Annotated in this window: 16 protein-coding genes; 3 read left to right on the top strand and 13 right to left on the bottom strand. The window is 73.7% G+C overall.

Annotated elements, in window-relative coordinates; all coding sequences use genetic code 11:
- Nucleotides 1-154: 154 nt before the first annotated feature.
- The 13 genes from ACWPXV_RS09605 to smc all read right to left on the bottom strand — a co-directional run bounded on the left by ACWPXV_RS09605 (nt 155) and on the right by smc (nt 15,649).
- Nucleotides 155-952, bottom strand: coding sequence for an ABC transporter permease (locus ACWPXV_RS09605; RefSeq protein ID WP_454085031.1), 798 nt, complete (start codon nt 950-952; stop codon nt 155-157).
- On the bottom strand, nt 949-1,872 hold the full coding sequence (locus tag ACWPXV_RS09600) for an ABC transporter ATP-binding protein (RefSeq protein WP_454085030.1): 924 nt from the start codon (nt 1,870-1,872) through the stop codon (nt 949-951). Before ACWPXV_RS09600 ends, ACWPXV_RS09605 begins: the two co-directional genes overlap by 4 nt.
- 1 nt (nt 1,873) lies before the next feature.
- Nucleotides 1,874-2,635 carry a hypothetical protein gene (locus ACWPXV_RS09595; RefSeq protein WP_454085029.1) on the bottom strand — a complete coding sequence of 254 codons (762 nt, stop codon included), beginning with the start codon at nt 2,633-2,635 and terminating at the stop codon, nt 1,874-1,876.
- On the bottom strand, nt 2,632-3,513 hold the full coding sequence (locus tag ACWPXV_RS09590) for an ATP-binding cassette domain-containing protein (protein ID WP_454085028.1): 882 nt from the start codon (nt 3,511-3,513) through the stop codon (nt 2,632-2,634). The genes ACWPXV_RS09595 and ACWPXV_RS09590 overlap by 4 nt, the downstream gene beginning before the upstream one ends.
- Nucleotides 3,510-3,872 (bottom strand): GntR family transcriptional regulator, encoded by a 363-nt coding sequence (locus ACWPXV_RS09585; RefSeq protein WP_251837934.1) that lies wholly within the window; start codon nt 3,870-3,872, stop codon nt 3,510-3,512. The genes ACWPXV_RS09590 and ACWPXV_RS09585 overlap by 4 nt, the downstream gene beginning before the upstream one ends.
- A 222-nt stretch (nt 3,873-4,094) precedes the next feature.
- Complete coding sequence (locus ACWPXV_RS09580; protein ID WP_454085027.1) at nt 4,095-5,183, bottom strand: amidohydrolase family protein; 1,089 nt, start codon at nt 5,181-5,183, stop codon at nt 4,095-4,097.
- A gap of 10 nt (nt 5,184-5,193) precedes the next feature.
- A complete protein-coding gene (gene ffh / locus ACWPXV_RS09575) occupies nt 5,194-6,765 on the bottom strand; it encodes a signal recognition particle protein (protein ID WP_454085026.1) in 1,572 nt (523 codons plus the stop codon).
- 28 nt (nt 6,766-6,793) lie between these two features.
- A complete protein-coding gene (locus ACWPXV_RS09570) occupies nt 6,794-8,593 on the bottom strand; it encodes a [protein-PII] uridylyltransferase family protein (RefSeq protein ID WP_454085025.1) in 1,800 nt (599 codons plus the stop codon).
- A gap of 2 nt (nt 8,594-8,595) precedes the next feature.
- Nucleotides 8,596-8,934 (bottom strand): P-II family nitrogen regulator, encoded by a 339-nt coding sequence (locus ACWPXV_RS09565; protein WP_413450656.1) that lies wholly within the window; start codon nt 8,932-8,934, stop codon nt 8,596-8,598.
- The gene (locus tag ACWPXV_RS09560) at nt 8,931-10,250 is read right to left on the bottom strand and encodes an ammonium transporter (RefSeq protein ID WP_454085024.1); all 1,320 of its coding nucleotides are present in this window, start codon (nt 10,248-10,250) and stop codon (nt 8,931-8,933) included. The genes ACWPXV_RS09565 and ACWPXV_RS09560 overlap by 4 nt, the downstream gene beginning before the upstream one ends.
- Nucleotides 10,251-10,467: 217 nt before the next feature.
- Nucleotides 10,468-11,628, bottom strand: a complete 1,161-nt coding sequence (ftsY, locus tag ACWPXV_RS09555) for a signal recognition particle-docking protein FtsY (protein ID WP_454085023.1) — start codon at nt 11,626-11,628, stop codon at nt 10,468-10,470.
- A gap of 82 nt (nt 11,629-11,710) precedes the next feature.
- Nucleotides 11,711-12,037, bottom strand: coding sequence for a hypothetical protein (locus ACWPXV_RS09550; RefSeq protein ID WP_454085022.1), 327 nt, complete (start codon nt 12,035-12,037; stop codon nt 11,711-11,713).
- Between the two features lie 57 nt (nt 12,038-12,094).
- On the bottom strand, nt 12,095-15,649 hold the full coding sequence (gene smc / locus ACWPXV_RS09545) for a chromosome segregation protein SMC (RefSeq protein ID WP_454085021.1): 3,555 nt from the start codon (nt 15,647-15,649) through the stop codon (nt 12,095-12,097).
- Between the two features lie 116 nt (nt 15,650-15,765).
- Between smc and ACWPXV_RS09540 the strand changes: the two genes are divergently transcribed.
- The 3 genes from ACWPXV_RS09540 (at nt 15,766) to ACWPXV_RS09530 (ending at nt 18,813) form a co-directional block, all read left to right on the top strand.
- Nucleotides 15,766-16,560, top strand: a complete 795-nt coding sequence (locus ACWPXV_RS09540; RefSeq protein ID WP_454085020.1) for an IclR family transcriptional regulator — start codon at nt 15,766-15,768, stop codon at nt 16,558-16,560.
- 94 nt (nt 16,561-16,654) lie between these two features.
- On the top strand, nt 16,655-18,052 hold the full coding sequence (locus tag ACWPXV_RS09535; protein ID WP_454085019.1) for an MFS transporter: 1,398 nt from the start codon (nt 16,655-16,657) through the stop codon (nt 18,050-18,052).
- Nucleotides 18,052-18,813 (top strand): fumarylacetoacetate hydrolase family protein, encoded by a 762-nt coding sequence (locus ACWPXV_RS09530; protein WP_454085018.1) that lies wholly within the window; start codon nt 18,052-18,054, stop codon nt 18,811-18,813. The genes ACWPXV_RS09535 and ACWPXV_RS09530 overlap by 1 nt, the downstream gene beginning before the upstream one ends.
- The last annotated feature ends 12 nt before the right edge of the window (nt 18,814-18,825 follow it).

Below are 18,825 nucleotides of genomic sequence, written 5' to 3'. Positions count from 1 at the left end.
ACGCGTGTCCCCTGTGGGTTTCGGGGACTGCTTGGCCCTGGACACGGCTCCGACGGGTGAGAGGGGCCCACCGGTCCGAGTACAGCGGGTCATTCTGCCAGACCGGCGGGCCCATTCCCAAGTGGGCGCCCTCAGCGGGTGGGTGGGGCGTTCGTCACGCCCAGCGGAACACCTTCGCCGCGACGGGGAAGCCGACGACGCTCCAGGCTGCCATGACGCCGAGCTCTCGCCACGGCACGTCCCCGGCGAACCACCCGGTGGTCATGGCCTCGCTCGCCGCACCGAGCGGCGTGAGGGTCGCGACGGTCGCGAGGGTGTCGGGCATCTGCGAGATCGGGAGCCACAGGCCGGCGAAGAACAGGAGCGGGAAGTACAGCAGCATCCCGATCCCGGACGCCGTCGACGCCTTGGGAGCCAGACCACCCACGACGAGGCCGATCGCGAACAGCGCGAGCGTCGCGAGGAGGAAGGCGGCGAGCACGACGAGCGGGCTCTCGGGCAGCGGGATCCCCAGCGTGGCCATCCCGCCCACGAGGGCGAGGGCGACGGCGACGGCGAGCGCCGCACCGCTCACCGCGACGTGGGAGGCGAGCACGGACTTGGGCCGCATCGGCGTCGTGGACAGGCGCCGGAAGATGCCCTGCTCCCGGTAGCCGGCGACGGTGGCCGGGAGCGTGGTGAGGGAGACGGTCGCGATCGCGGTGGCGAGCACGACCGGGCCCCACAGGTGGATGAGGGTGACGCCCTCGAGGCCCGGGACGCCCTCGACCTCCGTCCGCATCCCCGGGATGGCGTGCCCCATGCCGAGGAGGAGCACGGCCGGGAAGGCGAGGGCGAAGAAGACACCTCCGGGGTCGCGGAGGAAGAGCCGGCCCTCGGTCCGTACGAGGGTGCCGAGCCCGCGACGCCCCGAGGGCGCCCGGGTGGCTGCGGTGGTGGCGGTGGCGCTCATGCGGGTACTCCTTCCGTGCTCAGTGAGCCGGTCACCTCGAGGAAGACGTCCTCGAGACTGCGGCGGACGGTGGTGATGTCGTCGGGGACGACGTCGTGGCGGGCGAGCTCGAGCACGACGGCGGGCAGCACCCGGCGCGTGCCCGTCACCTCGACCTCGCGGCCGTGGGCGACGACGTCGGTCACCTCGGGCAGGGTCCGCAGCAGCGCCGGGTCGACGGGCTGCGGCGTGGTCATCCGGAAGCTGCGCTGGTCCGCGCTGCCTGCGGCGAGCTCGGTCGGGGTGCCGTCGGCGACCACGCGCCCGCCGTCGATGACGACGACGCGGTCACTGAGGTGCTCGGCCTCGTCCATGAAGTGGGTGACGAGGAGGATGGTGACCCCTCGCCGTCGGACGCCGTCGATGAGCGCCCAGGTCTCGCGGCGGGCCTGTGGGTCCAGGCCGGTGGTGAGCTCGTCGAGGATGGCGATGCGCGGGTTGCCGACGAGCGCCAGCGCGATGGACAGGCGCTGCTGCAGGCCCCCGGAGAGGCGGTCGAAGCGCTTGTCGCGGTGCTCGGTGAGCCCGAGCAGCTCGAGGAGCTCCTCGCCGTCGGCGGGCTCGGCGTAGAAGGAGGCGTACAGCTCGATCGCCTCGGCCACGGTGATCTTCGGCGGCAGCTTGGCCTCCTGCAGCTGGATGCCCACGTGCTCACGGATGAGCTCGGGGTGACGCTGCGGGTCGACGCCGAGGACGCGGACCTCGCCGCCGTCGGCCGTGCGCAGGCCGGCGACGGTCTCGACCGTCGTCGTCTTGCCGGCGCCGTTGCGGCCGAGGACGGCGACGATCTCGCCGGGGTGGACGTCGAAGCTGACGTCGGCGACGGCGACCTTGTCGCCGTAGGTCTTGCGGAGGTGGCGGACCTCGATGACGGGTTCCATCTCATGACTCCGTTCGGGCGATGGGGACACGGCGGACGAGCAGGGCAAAGGCGAGGCCGGCCGCGAGGACGAGCACGGCGCCCACGAGGTAGGCGCTCCAGCCCGGCGCGTCGAAGGGGACGAAGGGGGCCTCCGTCCAGCTCGTCATGAACATGACGGCGAGGATCGGCGAGATGGTGAGGGGCAGCGCGAGGGTGCCCCACCAGCCGCCGAGCCGGTAGTAGGTGATGCCGACGAGGAGTCCGGTGAGGGTGCCGGAGAGTGCGAGGAGGGCGTGGTCGACGAGCAGCGTCCCGAGCCCCGACTCCCAGACGCCCGCGGTGTACTCCTCCCCCGGCTCGGCGTCGTGCTGCCACCCCATGCGGTCGTAGAGCACCCCCTCGAGGAGGAGGAGCCCCGCGCCGGTCGCGGCGTGGAGCAGCGAGCTGCTCACCGCGGCGACGAGCCCGCCGGTGAGGAAGGAACGACGCGTCATGCCGTTGGCGACGTGCGCGGTGAGGTACGTCGTCGCGACGATGACGGCGATCGAGAAGAGGAACCACACGAGCGGGCCGCTGCGGACGAACTGGACGACCGACACGTTGACGGTGCCCACGCGGTCGACGACCGCGATGGCGACGCCCGCGCCGAGGACGCAGATCGCCCACAGCCACACCCACATGAGGACGTAGACCTGCAGGTGGTGCACGGTGGCACGGACCCACTGCGGGCGGGTGACGCTCACACTGCCGCGCAGGCGCGGCGCCGAGGTGCCGGTGATCATCGGTGGGCCTCCTTCTCGGTGAGGGCGATGAACAGGTCCTCGATCGGCACGGCGCCGATCTCGAGGCCCGCGGCGCGGAAACGGTCTCGGGCGCCGTCGTCGAGCCGGCCGACGACGGTGACCCGCCTGGTCGGGCCGAGCTCCTGCTCCCCGAGCACGCGCAGACCCGCGGTGGCGGCGTCGACCTCGGCCGCGGGGCCGGTCACGGTGAGGCCGTGGCTGCGCAGGGTGTCGGCCTCCTCGGCGAGGAGCACCCGGCCGCCGTCGAGGACGACGACGTGCTCGAAGAGCCGCTCGACCTCCCCGATGAGGTGGCTGGAGAGGATGATCGTGCGCGGGTGCTCGACGTAGTCGGCGATGAGGAGGTCGTAGAAGCGGCGGCGCGACGGGGCGTCCATGCCGAGGTAGACCTCGTCGAACATCGTCACCGGCGCGCGGGAGGCGAGCCCGATGACGGCGCCGAAGGCGGAGCGCTGGCCGCGGGAGAGCTTGCCCGGCTTCTTGCGCGCGTCGAGCTCGAAGGCGTCGAGGAGCTCCTCGGCGTAGGCCTGGTCCCAGGTGGGCCGGGCGGAGGCGACGAGCTCGAGGGTGACCTTGAGCTTCTCCTCGCTCAGCACGTCCCCGCTCTCGCGGATGAGGCAGACGCTCTCCATGAGGCGCTCGTCCTCGAAGGGGTCGCGGCCGTCGACCCGGACGGTGCCGCTCGTGGGGCGCCGCAGGGAAGCGATCGTCGAGAGCATCGACGTCTTGCCCGAGCCGTTGCGGCCGAGGAGACCGGTGATGGTGGCGGCGGGGAAGTGGACGGTGGCGGAGTCGACGGCGCGGGTGTCGCGGTAGTCGACCGTGAGTCCGGTGAGCTCGACGTCGAGGCCGCTCACGCTCCGGCTCCCTTCTGCTGGATGTAGCGGACGAGGTCGTCGGGGCCGATGCCCAGGACGCGCGCCTCGTCGAGGACCGCGTCGAGGCGGTCGGTGAAGAAGGCGCCGCGGCGGTGCTCACGCAGCCGCTCCCGGGCGCCGTCGGCGACGAACATGCCCACTCCTCGCTGCTTGTAGATGACACCCTCGTCGACCAGCTGCGCAAAGGCTTTTGCCGCGGTGGCCGGGTTGATGCGGTAGGTCGTGGCGTACTGGGTGGTGCTCATGACCTGGTCCCCCTCGGCGAGCGCGCCGTCGAGAACCTGGCGACGCAGGTGCTCGGCGATCTGCACGTAGATCGGCTCCGGTCCGTCGAACACGTCCCACCTCCCTCGCCTCGTTGGTTCATTACTCGACTAATGAACCATAGAGGTGTCGAGGCCGTCAACCCCTTCCGTCACCGACAGCTGGGTTGTTACTGGCACTCCTCGATGTCGAGGTCCGCGCGCGAGAACGGCCGCGGACCCGAGGCGGCCGATCACGTCGCGGCCGTTGGCGCGTGAAGTCAGCAGGCGGCGGTAGGTGAGCGCTCGGCCGGGGTGCTAGAAAAGCTCGCCGCGCAGCACGACGGCGCGCGGGCTGGCGAGGACGGTGACGTCCTCGCGGGGGTCCTCGGCGTAGACGACGACGTCGGCGCTCGCGCCCTCGTGAATGCCCGGCACCCCGAGGAGGTCGCGGCCCCGCCAGCTCGCGGCCGCGACGACGTCGAGGACGGACACCCCGGCCCGCACGACCTCGGCGAGCTCGGCGGGCAGGGAGCCGTGGGCGATGGTGCCGCCGGCGTCGGAGCCCATGAGCAGCGGCACGCCGGCCTCGTGGAAGGTGCGGACCTGCTTGTATCGGCGCTCGTGCATCGCCCGCATGCGCGCGGCGTAGACGGGGTACTTGGCACCGGCCTGCGCGGCGAAGTCCGCGAAGTGGGCCACCTGGAGCAGCGTCGGGGTGACGGGGATGCGACGGCGGGCGGCCTCGGCGATGTGGTCGGCCGTCATCCCGGTCCCGTGCTCGATGCCGTCGATGCCGGCGTCGAGGAGGTCGTCGATCACCTCACGGGAGAAGGCGTGGGCGGTGACCTTGGCGCCGGCCTCGTGCGCGGCGGCGATCCCCTCGGCGAGGACGTCGGCGGGCCACAGCGGGCGCAGGTCGGAGTCGGCACCCTCGGACCGGTCGATCCAGTCGGCGACGATCTTCACCCAGCCGTCCCCGGAGGCGGCTTCCTCGGCCATGGCCTGCGGGAGCTGGGCGACGTCCTCGAGCTCGCGCCCGTAGTGGCGCAGGTACCGCCTGGGCCGCGCGAGGTGGTGGCCGGCGCGGATGAGCCGGGGCAGGTCGCTGCGCTGCTGCACCCACCGGTTGTCCTGCGGCGAGCCGGCGTCACGGACGAGGAGCGTGCCGGCCTCGCGGTCGGCCTTCGCCTGGACCTCCGCCTCCTCGACGCTCACCGCCCCCTCGGGGCCGAGCCCGATGTGGCAGTGGACGTCGACGAGCCCGGGCAGCACCCACCCCTCGACCTCGCGCGCCGGCTCGGCGGGCGGCTCGAGCGTGAGGCGGCCGTCGACCACCCAGCACTCGTCGAGCTCGGCGGCGTCGCCGACGACGATCGTCCCGGTCAGGTGCAGCGGCTGGCCCATCCCACTCCCGTCAGCGCAGGTACTTCTGCAGGTCCTCGAGGTCCGGCATGCTCTCCGGGGCACCGGACTGCCCGCCGCCCAGCCCAAAGGCGGAGCCGGTGGGCGCGGCGGGCTGCTCGGCGGCCTTGCGCAGCGCCTCGGCCTCCTGCCTCGCGCGCTTGGCGGGGTTGCCGGACTTCGCCTTGCCCTTCTTGGGCGGCGGGGCCATGCGGCCCTTGGACTTCTTGCCACCACCGGGCAGACCGCCGGGACCGAAGCCGCCGGGGGGCATCTTGCCGCCCGAGCGAGCCATCTGCCGCATCATCGTCTGCGCCTGGCCGAAGCGCTCCATCAGCTGGTTGATCTCGGTGACGGTGGTGCCCGATCCGCGGGCGATGCGTGAGCGGCGCGAGCCGTTGAGGATCTTGGGGTTCGCGCGCTCCTGCGGCGTCATCGAGCGGATCATCGCCTCGATGCGGTCGACCTCGCGCTCGTCGAAGTTCTCCAGCTGCTCGCGCATCTGGCCCATGCCCGGGAGCATCCCGAGCATCTTCTTCATCGAGCCCATCTTCTTGAGCTGCTGCATCTGGTCGAGGAAGTCCTGCAGCGTGAAGTCCTCGCCGCCGGAGACCTTCGCGGCCATCCGCTCGGCCTCGCCTGAGTCGAAGGCGCGCTCGGCCTGCTCGATGAGCGTGAGGATGTCGCCCATGTCGAGGATGCGGGAGGCCATCCGGTCGGCGTGGAAGCGCTCGAAGTCGGTGAGCTTCTCACCGGTGGAGGCGAAGAGGACGGGCCGGCCGGTGACCTTCGCGACCGAGAGGGCGGCGCCACCACGGGCGTCGCCGTCGAGCTTGGTGAGGACGACGCCGGTGAAGTCGACGCCCTCCTGGAAGGCCTGCGCCGTCGCGACGGCGTCCTGGCCGATCATCGCGTCGAGGACGAAGAGGGTCTCGTCGGGCTGGACGGCGTCCTTGATGGCCGCGGCCTGGGCCATCATCTCGGTGTCCACGCCAAGACGGCCGGCGGTGTCGACGATGACGACGGAGTAGAGCTTGTCCCGCGCGTGGGCCAGGCCCGAGCGTGCGACCTCGATCGGGTCTCCGACGCCGTTGCCGGGCTCGGGCGCCCACACGGGCACGCCGGCGCGCTCACCGACGACCTGGAGCTGGGTGACGGCGTTGGGGCGCTGGAGGTCGGAGGCGACGAGGAGGGGGGTCTGGCCCTGGTCCTTGAGCCACTTCGCGAGCTTGCCGGCGAGGGTGGTCTTACCGGCGCCCTGGAGGCCGGCGAGCATGATGACCGTGGGCGGGCGCTTGGCGAAGCGCAGGTCCCGGGCCTGGCCACCGAGGATCTCGACGAGCTCGGAGTTGACGATCTTGACGATCTGCTGGCCGGGGTTGAGCGCGCCGGAGACCTCGGACCCGAGCGCCCGCTCGCGCACGGCGGCGGTGAACTCACGCACCACCGGCAGGGCGACGTCCGCCTCGAGGAGGGCGCGCCGGATCTCGGAGACGGTGGTGGTGATGTCCTGCTCGGACAGCCGGCCCTTGCCGCGGAGGTTGCGGAAGGTGGCTGTCAGGCGGTCGGAGAGGCTGGCGAACAAGGACGTTCCTCGTGCTCGTTGGGTCCGGTCAGAGGTCCAGGGTACTTGGCGGCACCGACGGCGCGTGCCGCAGCCGCTCCCGGCCCCGGGCGAGGAGCTCGCCGACCAGACGCGCGCGCCACGGCGTCCACGCGACCGGGCCCGCGGCGCTCGCGTCGGCCTCGGTGAGCAGGGCGAGGAGCTCGAGGGTGACGGGACGGTGCCCGACGGCGTCGAGCAGCTCCTCCGCCACCTCCGGGTCGGCGGGGTCACGCGTCGTGGCGAGGGTCGCGAGCGTGAGGTGCTCGCGCACGAGAAGGGTGACGGTCGCCGCGGCGGGGGCGGGCAGACCCAGCCGCTCGACGACGGCCGCGGCCCGCCGCTCCCCCTCCCGCGAGTGGTCCGCCGCGCCGTCGACCTTGCCGATGTCGTGGAGCAGAGCTGCCACCAGGAGCGTGGCCCGCTCGGCCTCCGTGAGGCTCGCGCCCCGCTCGCGCAGCAGCTCGGCGGCGTTGGCGGCGGTCTGGACGAGGTGGCGGTCCACCGTGTGCCGGTGGACCGGCGACCGCTGCGGCCGGTTCCGCACGTCGCGCCACTCGGGGACCCACCGCGTGACCACACCGGCGAGGTCGAGCGCCTCCCAGACGGGGATCTGCGCGGCACCGGACCCGAGCAGCTCGAGGAGGTCCGCCCGCGCGCCGGCCGGCCACGGGACCCGTGGCGCGGGTGCCCGCCGCAGGCTCTCGAGAGTCACCGGGGACAGCGGCAGGCCGGTCCGGGCCGCGGCGGCGGCCGCGCGCAGCGTGAGACCGGTGTCCTGCTCCACGTCGGCGTCGGAGGCGAGGACGAGCTCGCCGTCGTGCTCGGCCAGGCCGGCCGCGACGGGCCGCAGCCGGGGCGCCACCCGCCTCCCCCGCACGACCGACGGGCCGCGGCGCAGCAGCGCGGTCCGGCGCAGCGCCTGACGGGCGCGGCGGACGGTGAGGTCGAGCGACGCGGTGACGACGCGGGCGGCCTGGGCGAGCTCGGCGAGGAGCGCGTCCGGGCCGGCGAGGCCGAGCCGGTCGGCGACGTCGGGCGTGTCGGCCCGCAGCAGCCGCGTGGTGCGACGCCGCGTGACGACGGCGACGGCGTCGCGCACGTCGAGGAGGAAGGCGGCGGCGTCGTCGAGCTCGCCGTGGGGCCGGTCGGCCAGCCACGTGGCGGCCAGCGCGCGGAGGACGACGACGTCACGCAGCCCGCCGCGGGCCTCCTTGAGGTCCGGCTCGACGAGGTAGGCGAGCTCCCCGTGCCGCTCCCCGCGCTCGCGCACGGAGCCGAGCAGCTCGGGCAGCCGCCGTCGTGCCGCCGCCCGCCAGTCGGCGAGGACGGCGCTGCGGGCCCGGGTGACGACGTCGGCGTCCCCGGCGACGTGCCGGACGTCGAGCAGGCCGACGGCCGAGACGAGATCGTCGGAGGCGACCTGCCGGCAGCCGGCGAGGCTGCGCACGGCGTGGTCGACGTCGAGGTCCGCGTCCCACAGGGGGTACCACAGCGCCTGGGCCAGCGGCGCGACGGACGCGGCGTCGTGGTGGCGGCCGTCATGGAGGAGGACGACGTCGAGGTCGCTCGTGGGCCCGGCGTCGCGGCGCCCCTGAGACCCGACGACCGCGAGGGCGAGGCCGGTGGCTGCGTCGGGGACCGCCGCCTCCCACAGGCCCGCGAGGGCGGTGTCGACGAGACCGGAGAGCTCGGCGCGGTAGCGCGTGCCCGCCGAACGCCCGCTGCCCGCCCCGGCCTGGGCCGGGACGGGCAGCGGGAGGGCAAGCCGGGCCGCGCGCAGGTCGCCGACGGTGTGCGCGCGGCCCACGGTCAGACCGCGACGGCGCCGCGGTCGCCCGTGCGGACCCGCACGACCTCCTCGACGGGAGAGACCCACACCTTGCCGTCGCCGATGCGCCCGGTCTGGGCGGCCTGGACGATGGCGCCGGTGACGACGGTGACGTCGTGGTCGTCGACGAGGATCTCGATGCGGACCTTGGGCACGAGGTCGACGGCGTACTCGGCGCCGCGGTAGACCTCGGTGTGCCCGTGCTGGCGTCCGTAGCCGCTGGCCTCGGAGACCGTCATGCCGCGCACCCCCACGCTCGTGAGTGCCTGCTTGACCTCGGTCAGCCGGTGCGGCTGGACGACTGCGGTGATGAGCTTCATGACCCGACCTTCTCTTCGCTGCTGACGGTGGTGGGAGCGGCCTCGCGCGGCGGGAGGGTGGCGGCCAGGCCGCTGCCCAGGCCCTCGTAGGCGGACTCGCCGTGGACGGCGGAGTCGATGCCGATCGTCTCGACGTCCTCGGGCACCCGCCAGCCCAGCGTCGCCTTGAGGGCGAGGGCGATGACGAGGGTGACGACGGCGGACAGTGCCATCGCGACGACGGCGATGATCACCTGGACGGCGAGGAGGTTGAGGCCGCCGCCGTAGAAGAGGCCGCCGTCGGTGGCGAGGAAGCCGATCATCACGGTGCCGACGAGGCCACCGACGAGGTGGACGCCGACGACGTCGAGGGAGTCGTCGTAGCCGAAGCGGTACTTGAGGGACACGGCGAGGGCGCAGAGCCCACCGGCGAGGAGGCCCAGGACGATCGCGCCGACCGGGCTGAGCGCGCCGGCCGCGGGGGTGATGGCGACGAGGCCCGCGACGATGCCGGAGGCGGCACCGAGGGAGGTGGCGTGCCCGTCGCGCAGCTTCTCGACGACGAGCCAGCCGAGGATGGCGGCGGCGGCGCAGGTCGTCGTGTTGACCCAGGCGAGGCCGGCGAGGCCGTCGGCGGCGTAGGCGGAGCCGGCGTTGAAGCCGAACCAGCCGAACCACAGGAGCGCGGCGCCGAGCATGACGAAGGGGAGGTTGTGGGGGCGGCTGGGGGTGCGGCCGAAGCCGCGGCGCTTGCCGACGACGATCGCGAGCACGAGGGCCGCGACGCCGGCGTTGATGTGGACGACGGTGCCGCCGGCGAAGTCGATCGGCGTGGCGATGGAGGCGAAGGGGCCGTCACCGCTGAGGAGGCCGCCGCCCCAGACCATGTGGGCCATCGGGAAGTAGGCCAGGGTGACCCACAGGCCGGTGAACACCATCCAGGTGCCGAACTTCACGCGCTCGGCGAGGGCGCCGCTGATGAGGGCGGTGGTGATGATGGCGAAGGTGACCTGGAAGCCGACGTCGACGATGACGGGCAGTCCGCCGTCGAGGACGAACTCCCCGGACTCGTCGAGGATCGCGCCGTCCAGGCCGAACATCTCGAAGGGGTTGGCGAAGATGCCGCCGATGCTCTGGCTGCCGTAGGACATCGACCAGCCCCACAGCACGTAGATGACGCCGATGACGCCCATCGCCCCGAAGGACATCATCATCATGTTGAGTACGGACTTGGACCGGGTCATACCGCCGTAGAACAGCGCCAGCCCGGGTGTCATGAGCAGCACGAGCGATGCTGAGACCAGCATCCACGCGGTGATGCCGCTGTCGAGCTCCATGGGTGGTCCTCTCGATCCCGGCTCCTTGCGGCCGGCTGGGACCACCCTGCTCGCACCATGTTTCAGGCACGGCGCGGCCATGTTTCGGTCAGGTGACGTTATTCGCCGCCGTGTGACGGCCGTGTTTCCCGCCCCTCCCCCTCGTCCGCGTATGCGGGAGTACGACGTCCGGGGACTCCCCGCGTGCGTCGTTTTCCCGCATATGCGGAGGGACGCCTTAGGAGAGGAGGGCCTCGACGAAGTCCTCGGCGACGAAGGGGGCGAGGTCGTCTGCGCCCTCCCCCAGGCCGACGAGCTTGACCGGCACGCCGAGCTCGCGCTGGACGGCGACGACGATCCCGCCCTTGGCGGTCCCGTCGAGCTTGGTGAGGACGATGCCGGTGACGTCGACGACCTCGGCGAAGACCTGCGCCTGGCGCAGGCCGTTCTGGCCGGTGGTCGCGTCCAGGACGAGGAGGACCTCGCTCACCGGCGCCTGCCTGGAGATGACGCGCTTGATCTTGCCGAGCTCGCCCATGAGGTCGGCCTTGTTCTGCAGCCGCCCGGCGGTGTCGACGAGGACGACGTCCGCCCCGGCGGCGCGCCCGGCCTGGACGGCGTCGAAGGCGACGGCGGCCGGGTCGGCGCCCTCGCGGTCCGAGCGCACGGTGGTGACACCCACGCGCTCGCCCCAGGTCTGCAGCTGGTCGGCGGCTGCCGCCCGGAAGGTGTCGGCGGCACCGAGGACGACCTCGAGGTCCTCCGCGACGAGGACGCGGGCGAGCTTGCCCACCGTCGTCGTCTTGCCCGTGCCGTTGACGCCGACGACGAGGATGGTCGCGGGGTGCGGCTCGCCGTCGTCGCCCACGCCCTTCGTCGTGCGCAGGGTGCGGTCCATCGTGGGGTCGACGAGCTGGAGGAGCTCCTCGCGCAGGACCTCGCGGACGGAGGCGGCGTCCTTGGTGCCGAGCACCTGGACGCGGGTGCGCAGGCGGTCCATGAGCTCGGTCGTGGGGCCGATGCCAACGTCGGCGAGCAGGAGGGTCTCCTCGATCTCCTCCCAGTCCTCCTCGGTGAGCGACTCACGGGAGAGGATCGACAGGAGCGAACGGCCGATGGTGCCCGAGCGGGAGAGCCGCTCGCGCAGCCGGACCATGCGGCCGGCGACGGGCGCGGGCCGCTCGGTCTCGACGGCCGGGGGCTCCTCGACGACGACGTCGCTGTCGTCCACGTCGGGGGGCAGCGTGTCGGCCGGCGCCTCGGCCGTGGCGACGGACGCGGGCCGCTCCTCCGGCAGCGCGGGTGGACGACGGCGGCGCACGCCCGCGGTGAGGGCGGCGGTTCCGCCGGCGAGGACGACGAGGACGACGGCAAGGACTGCCCAGAGCTGATCGGTCACAACAGCCAAGTCTGGACCACGGGGCGGCCGCAGGGCCACCGCGCAGGTCGGGCGGGGGCGCAGCGCGCCCGCGACGCCTCGGTCAGGCGGGCGCCTCGGTGGGGCGACCCTCACCGCGGTCGGGCAGGGCGGGGGCGTGCTCGCGGATGTCGCGCAGGCGCTCGGCGAGCTCGTCGGCGGTCGTGTAGGCGTTGCCGGGCTCGCTCATGAGGTACAGCGTGCCGAGGCCGCCGGCGTCCTCCTCGTCGACCTCGTCGGCCCACGTGAAGTCCTCCCGCCGCCAGGCGCGGACCGTGTCACGCAGCCACGTGCCCCAGCCCTCCTCGGGGCGCTGGGCCATGAGGACGGCAGCGAAGATCCCCGCGGCGCACAGCGCCGCGAGCGTGGTCACCAGGATCGCCCCCGTCATGGGCCCATTATCACTCACGGACCGGCGATTTGTGCTACCCGGTCTCACCGGCGTGGGTCAGACCCCGGCGCGCTCCTCCTCGGCCAGCCGCTGGCTGATGACGGTCGTGACGCCGTCACCGCGCATGGTGACGCCGTACAGGGCGTCGGCGATCTCCATCGTCCGCTTCTGGTGGGTGATGACGATGAGCTGGGAGTCCTCCCGCAGCTCGGTGAAGATCTCCAGGAGCCGGCCGAGGTTCGTGTCGTCCAGCGCCGCCTCGACCTCGTCCATGACGTAGAAGGGGCTGGGCCGCGCCTTGAAGATCGCGACGAGGAGGGCGACGGCGGTGAGCGAGCGCTCCCCGCCGGACAGGAGCGACAGGCGCTTGACCTTCTTGCCGGCGGGCCGGGCCTCGATCTCGATGCCGGTGGTGAGCATGTCCTCGGGGTCGGTGAGGACGAGCCGGCCCTCGCCGCCGGGAAAGAGCCGGGCGAAGACGTCGTCGAAGGCGGCCGCGGTGTCCGCGTAGGCCTCCGCGAAGACCCGCTCGACGCGCTCGTCGATCTCCCGGACGATCTCCATGAGGTCGGCGCGGGACTTCTTGAGGTCGGCGAGCTGCTCGGTGAGGAACTGGTGCCGCTCGGCGAGCGCCGCGTGCTCCTCCAGGGCAAGCGGGTTGACCTTGCCGAGGCGCGCGAGGTCGCGCTCGGCGCGCTTGCGCCGCTTGTCCTGCTCCTCGCGCACGTAGGGGACGGGCTCGCGCGGCTCCTCCCCCTCGGGCACGACGACGGGCACCGGCTGGTGGGGGCCGTACTCCTCGACGAGCACCTCGGGGTCCAGGCCGAGCTCGCTCACCGAGCGCTCCTCGAGCTGGCTGATGCGCAGCCGCTGCTCGGTGCGGGCGACCTCGTCACGGTGGACGGCGTCGGTGAGCCGCGCGAGCTCGCCGGTGGCCTCCTCGAGCTCGGTGCGCACCTGGGCGATCTCCCGCTCCCGGGCCCCCCGGGCCTCCTCGGCCTCCTCGCGGGCGTCCGCGGCGGCGGACAGCGAGCGCTCGACGACGGCGAGCGCCTGCTCGGCGCCGGAGCGGACGAGGGCGGCGGTCTCGGCCTGCCGGGCGCGGCGCTGCTCGCGCTCGGCGGCCTTGCGGCGGGCGACGCGCTCGGCCTCCGCGGCCCGCTCGAGGGAGGCGGCCCGGCCGGACAGGGCTCCGGCCCGCTCCTCGACGGTGCGCAGCGCCAGGCGCGCCTCGGTCTCCCGGGCCCGGGCGGCGCGGGCCTCCCCGGCGGCACGGTCGCGCTCGGCCGTCGCGGCGGTGAGGTCCTCCTCGGTGCGCTCGGGCTCCCGCTGGGCGACCTCGAGGCGGGTGAGGAGCTCGGCGAGCTGGCGCTCGTGCTCCTCGCCCTTGGTGACGAGGTCGGCGATCGCGGGGCGGATGCGCTCGGCCTCGGCCTCGGCGGCGCGGGCGGCGGACCCGAGGCGGCCGAGCTGCTCGGCGACGCCGGCGAGCCGGGCGTCCGACGCGTGCAGGGCGGCGAGCGTCGCGTCGACTGACTCCTGGGCGCGGGAGACGCGGTCACGGGCGGCGGCGAGCCCGAAGCGCGCCTGCTCGGCGCGGGCGGTCGCGGCGTCGGCCTCCGTGGCGGCCTCCTCGTGGGCGGCGTGCAGCTCGAGGACGTTCGGGCCGGCGCTCGTGCCGCCGGCCGCCTTGGCGCGGGAGAGCACGTCACCGTCGCGGGTGACGGCGAGGACGTCGGCCGTCGCGACGGCGGCCCGGGCGGCGGCGAGGTCGTCGACGACGACGGCGCCGGCCAGCAGGGTGGCCACGGCACCGGCGAGCTCGCCGTCGGCCGTGACGACGTCCCGGGCCCAGCGCCCGCCCGCTGGGGCGGCGGCGTCGTCGTCGGGGGTGGCGGCGCCGGCGACGACGAGACGCACCTGGCCGAGGTCCTCGTCGCGGGCGCGACGGATCGCGTCGACGGCGACGTCGGTGGACTCGACGACGGCGGCGTCGGTGTGGGCGCCGAGGACGGCGGCGACGGCGGTCTCGTAGCCGTGCTCGACGCTCAGCGCGTCGGGCAGGGAGCCGCGCAGCCCGGCGAGCCGCTCGGCGGCCTCGAGGAGCGCGCCGGTGCCGTCCTTGCGGACGAGGGAGAGCTCGAGGGTGTCGCGGCGGGTCTGCCAGGTGCGGCGCTCGCCCTCGGCGGTGCGCTCCTCCTCGTGGAGCGCGGCGAGGGCGGCCTCGGCGGCGTCGAGCTCCTCCAGGGCCTCCTCGTGCGCCTCGTCCAGGCCCTCCTCGCCCTCCTCCTCGCCGGCGACCTGCTGCTCGAGGGCGGTGAACTCGGCCTGGGCGTGGCGGCTGCGCTCCTCGGCCTCGGCGAGGTTGGCGCGCAGGCGCCCGAGCTCGGCCTGGGCGGCCTCGGCGGCGCTGCGGCGGGCGGCGACCTGCCCGGTGAGGCGGGCGAGCCCCTCGCGGCGGTCGGCAACGCCCCGGTGGACGGCGGCCAGCGCTCGCTCGGCCTCACGCTCGGCCTCCTCGAGGCGGGTGCGCTCGGCGACGACGGCGTCACGGGCGGCACGGGCGGCCTCGACCTCCGCGGCGAGCGCCTGCTCCTCCTCGCGGGCACGGGCGGCGCGGGCGTCGAGCTCCTCGGGGTCGGTGCCGCGGTGCTCCTGGGTGGGGGCGCCGAGCAGGCGGGTGCGCTCGGCGGCCAGGGAGTGCAGGCCGCGCAGGCGCTCCCGCAGCCCCGAGAGGGAGTGCCACGTGTCGGTCGCCTCGCGCAGGAGCGGCGCGGCGGCCGCTGCCTGCGCCTCGAGGGCGGCGAGCCGGCTGCGGGCGGAGTCCGCGGCGGCCTCGACGGCGGTGCGCCGCTCCCGCAGCGCGGTCTCGTCGGCGACCTCCCGCTGGAGGGTGGCGGTGAGCTGGACGAGGTCGTCGGCGAGCAGGCGCGCCCGGGAGTCGCGCAGGTCGGCCTGGATGACCTGCGCGCGGCGGGCGACGTCGGCCTGGCGGGCGAGCGGGCCGAGCTGGCGGCGGATCTCGGTCGACAGGTCGTTGACGCGGTCGACGTTGGCCTTCATCGCCTCCAGCTTGCGCAGCGCCTTCTCCTTGCGGCGGCGGTGCTTGAGGACGCCGGCGGCCTCCTCGATGAAGCCGCGGCGCTCCTCGGGGCCGGCGGACAGGACGGCGTCGAGCTGCCCCTGCCCGACGATGACGTGCATCTCCCGGCCCATGCCGGTGTCGGAGAGGAGCTCCTGGATGTCGAGGAGGCGGCACGCCTCGCCGTTGATCGCGTACTCCGAGCCGCCGCCGCGGAAGAGCGTGCGGGAGATCGTCACCTCGGAGTAGTCGATGGGCAGCAGCCCGTCGGAGTTGTCGATGGTGAGGGAGACCTCGGCGCGCCCGAGCGGGGCGCGGTTGGAGGTGCCGGCGAAGATGACGTCGGACATCGAGCCGCCGCGCAGCGACTTGGCGCCCTGCTCGCCCATCACCCACGACAGGGCGTCGACGACGTTGGACTTGCCCGAGCCGTTGGGCCCCACCACGCAGGTGATCCCCGGCTCCAGGTGCAGGGTCGTCGCTGACGCGAAGGACTTGAACCCCCGCAGCGTCAGCGTCTTGAGATGCACGGAAGCAGCCTAACGGGCGGAACCGCGGTCCCCGGGGAGTCGCAGGCCGGTCCCCTGCCGCAGTCCGCTTGGCTAGGTTGGTCGCGTACCCGCCTCCCGACCCGAAGGAACCTCGCATGACCGATGCACCGACCGGTGCGCCCGAGCGTGGCCCCGCCCCCGCGGTGTCGCGCTCGCTGCGGATCCTCACCCTGCTGGCGGACGCGCAGGGGGTCCCCTTGACGCTCAGCGAGATCGCCCGGGCCCTGGGCATCGCGAAGTCCTCGACGGCGAACCTGTGCGCGGCCCTTGAGGACGGCGCGATGATCGAGCGGGACAACGGCGGCTACCGGCTGGGGCGGCGGGTGGCCGAGCTCGGAGGCGCCTACGCGCAGCAGTTCAACCAGGTCCGCGAGTTCTACCGGGTCGTCGCCGCGTCACCGGTGCTCCACGGTGAGGTGGTGCAGATCGCCATGCTCGACGGCAGCGAGGCGGTCTACCTCGCGCGGCACGAGGGGCGGTGGCCCAACCGCTTCGGCACCCCTCTCGGCTCGCGGCTGCCGGCGGCCATGACCGCCACCGGGCTGGCCCTCCTGTCCACCGTCGACGACGACCAGGTGCGCTCCCTCCTGGCGGACTCGCAGCCCTTCCGGCAGCTGACCCCGGACAGCCCGACGACCGTGGACGAGCTCCTCCCCACACTCGCCGCGACCCGCGAGCGCGGCTACGCGATCGACCGCGGCGCCTCGCTCGCGCGGATCACCGGGGTCGCCGTCCCGCTCGAGCCGTGGGCGCCGGTCGACCCGCCGCTGGCGATGGGCGCCGCGCTCCTCACCGAGGAGGCCGACGAGGCGCGGATCGCGGAGGTCGGGGCCGCGCTCCTCACGGCGGCACAGGCCCTGACGAACCCCCTCCACCGACCGGCCGCCTGACGACCCAGCATCAATCTGTTCAGCTGGTTGTACGTCGTTCAGCATAGTGTTACGGTTCACACGCAACGGAGCACGCCTATCGAGGGGACGGCACGTGACCAACGACGACACCACCAGGCGCCCGGACCACACGGACGATCCGGACTACGCCGACAACCTGCGCCGCGCGACGCTCGCCTCGAGCGTGGGAAGCGCACTCGAGTACTTCGACTTCGCCCTGTACGGGCTCTTCTCGGCGCTGATCTTCGGCGACCTGTTCTTCTCCAACCTCCCGCCGGAGCTCGCCGTCGTCGCCTCGCTCGCCTCCTTCGGGGTCGGGTTCGTCGCCCGTCCGCTCGGCGGCCTCTTCTTCGGCACGCTCGGCGACCGGCTCGGCCGCAAGTGGGTTCTCGTCGTGACGATCGCCCTCATGGGCGGGGCCACGACGCTCATCGGCGCGCTGCCCACCTACGACTCGATCGGCGTCTGGGCTCCCGTCCTGCTGACGGTGCTCCGACTCCTCCAGGGCTTCGGGGCAGGCGCCGAGCAGGCGGGCGCGACGGTGCTCATGGCCGAGTACTCCCCGGTCCGCCGCCGCGGCTTCTTCTCCGCGCTGCCCTTCATCGGCATCCAGCTCGGCACCCTGCTCGCCGCCCTGGTGTTCTCGCTCATGTCCCTGCTGCCCGACGAGGTCTTCTTCGGCTGGGCGTGGCGCCTGCCCTTCCTCTCCTCCTTCCTCCTCATCCTGCTCGCGCTGTTCATCCGCATGCGGCTGCGTGAGACCCCGACGTTCGTGGAGCTGGAGAAGCACGAGCAGGTCGCCGAACGACCCGTGCGCGACATCTTCACCACGGGCTTCCCCAGCGTCATCGTCGGGATCGGGCTGCGGATGGCCGAGAACGGCGGCTCCTACATGTTCCAGACGCTGGGTCTGGCGTTCGTCGCCGGCAACTTCATCGCCAACCCCGTCGACCGCGGTGTCGCGACGTGGGGCGTGACGCTCGGCGCGCTCATCGCGATGGTCGTGCTCCCGCTCAGCGGTCACCTGTCGGACCGGTTCGGCCGCCGCATCGTCTACCGCGCGGGGGCCGTGTTCCTGCTGCTGTACTCCTTCCCGGCCTGGTGGGTGCTCTCCCAGGGTCACCCCGTCGGCGTCATCGCCGTCATCGCGATCGGGATCGGTGTCGCGGTCAACACCATGCTCGGCCCCCAGTGCGCGATGCTGCCCGAGCTCTTCGGCAACCGTCACCGCTACCTCGGCGTCGCGATGGCGCGGGAGATCTCCGCGGTCCTCGCGGGCGGGCTGGCCGGCGTGCTCGGCGCCTACCTCCTCGCGGTCTCCGACGGCGACTGGTTGCTTCCCGCCGTGTACATGGCCACGCTCGCGCTCATCACGACGGCGTCGACGTTCCTCGTGCCCGAGACCAAGGGCCGCGACCTCCTCAGGCACGACGACGCCATCCGCGTCTCCACCGACGAGACGCACGCGGCGATCAGCACGGCGGTGCGGTGATGCGCATCGGTCGCGCGGTCCTCGACGGCACGGTCCGCCACGTCCGGCTCGACGGCGACGTCGTCCGGCCCGTCGAGGACCCGTACGTCGCCCTCGCCGAGGGACGCCGCCCGCACGACGACGGCGAGGCCGTCCCGACTGCAGGCCTGCGGCTGCTCCCCCCGACCGTCCCCACGGTGCTCGTCGGCATCGCGCAGAACCGGGGCACGTCGGACCACCCCTCCCCCGTGCAGGCCTGGCTCAAGAGCCCGCGCACCGTCGTCGCGCACGGTGAGCCGGTGCGCCTGCGCCGCGACGCGGGACGCGCCGTCATGGAGGCGGAGGTCGCGGTCGTCATCGGCCGTGACACCGGCAGCCCGGAGAGCTCGGACCTCACCGAGGGGAACGCCCACGAGTTCGTCCTCGGCGTCACCGCCGTCAACGACATCTCCTACCCGGACCGCTCCACGCTCGACCCGCGCAACTTCGAGTCCAAGGGCGCGGACGGCTCCACGCCGCTCGGCCCGTGGATCGACACCGCGGCGTCCCTCGACACCGGGCTGCTCGCCCTCGAGCTCGACGGCACCCTCGTGTGCGGCACGACGGTGGAGGCGATGCCCGTGCCCGTGAGGGAGTCCCTCGCCTACGTCGCCCGGTGGGTGCGCCTGGGCCCGGGTGACGTCGTCATGGCCGGCGCCCCGCTGTCCAACCACGAGGCCCGTCCCGGTCGCATGGTCACGGTGCTCGTCGGCGCCCCCCGCCTCGAGAGCCCGCTGCGCTGACCGCGCCCCACC

Source organism: Georgenia sp. Marseille-Q6866 (genome assembly GCF_965111665.1).
The sequence above is the reverse complement of the archived record's forward strand: the minus strand, read 5'-3'. Positions and strand labels throughout refer to the sequence as shown.

Excerpts from the sequence above, each read along its gene's own strand:
- ACWPXV_RS09605 (WP_454085031.1), bottom strand. The coding sequence starts at position 952 with ATGAGCGCCACCGCCACCACCGCAGCCACCCGGGCGCCCTCGGGGCGT.
- ACWPXV_RS09600 (WP_454085030.1), bottom strand. The coding sequence starts at position 1,872 with ATGGAACCCGTCATCGAGGTCCGCCACCTCCGCAAGACCTACGGCGAC.
- ACWPXV_RS09595 (WP_454085029.1), bottom strand. The coding sequence starts at position 2,635 with ATGATCACCGGCACCTCGGCGCCGCGCCTGCGCGGCAGTGTGAGCGTC.
- ACWPXV_RS09580 (WP_454085027.1), bottom strand. The coding sequence starts at position 5,183 with ATGGGCCAGCCGCTGCACCTGACCGGGACGATCGTCGTCGGCGACGCC.
- ACWPXV_RS09565 (WP_413450656.1), bottom strand. The coding sequence starts at position 8,934 with ATGAAGCTCATCACCGCAGTCGTCCAGCCGCACCGGCTGACCGAGGTC.
- ACWPXV_RS09560 (WP_454085024.1), bottom strand. The coding sequence starts at position 10,250 with ATGGAGCTCGACAGCGGCATCACCGCGTGGATGCTGGTCTCAGCATCG.
- ACWPXV_RS09550 (WP_454085022.1), bottom strand. The coding sequence starts at position 12,037 with ATGACGGGGGCGATCCTGGTGACCACGCTCGCGGCGCTGTGCGCCGCG.
- ACWPXV_RS09540 (WP_454085020.1), top strand. The coding sequence starts at position 15,766 with ATGACCGATGCACCGACCGGTGCGCCCGAGCGTGGCCCCGCCCCCGCG.
- ACWPXV_RS09530 (WP_454085018.1), top strand. The coding sequence starts at position 18,052 with ATGCGCATCGGTCGCGCGGTCCTCGACGGCACGGTCCGCCACGTCCGG.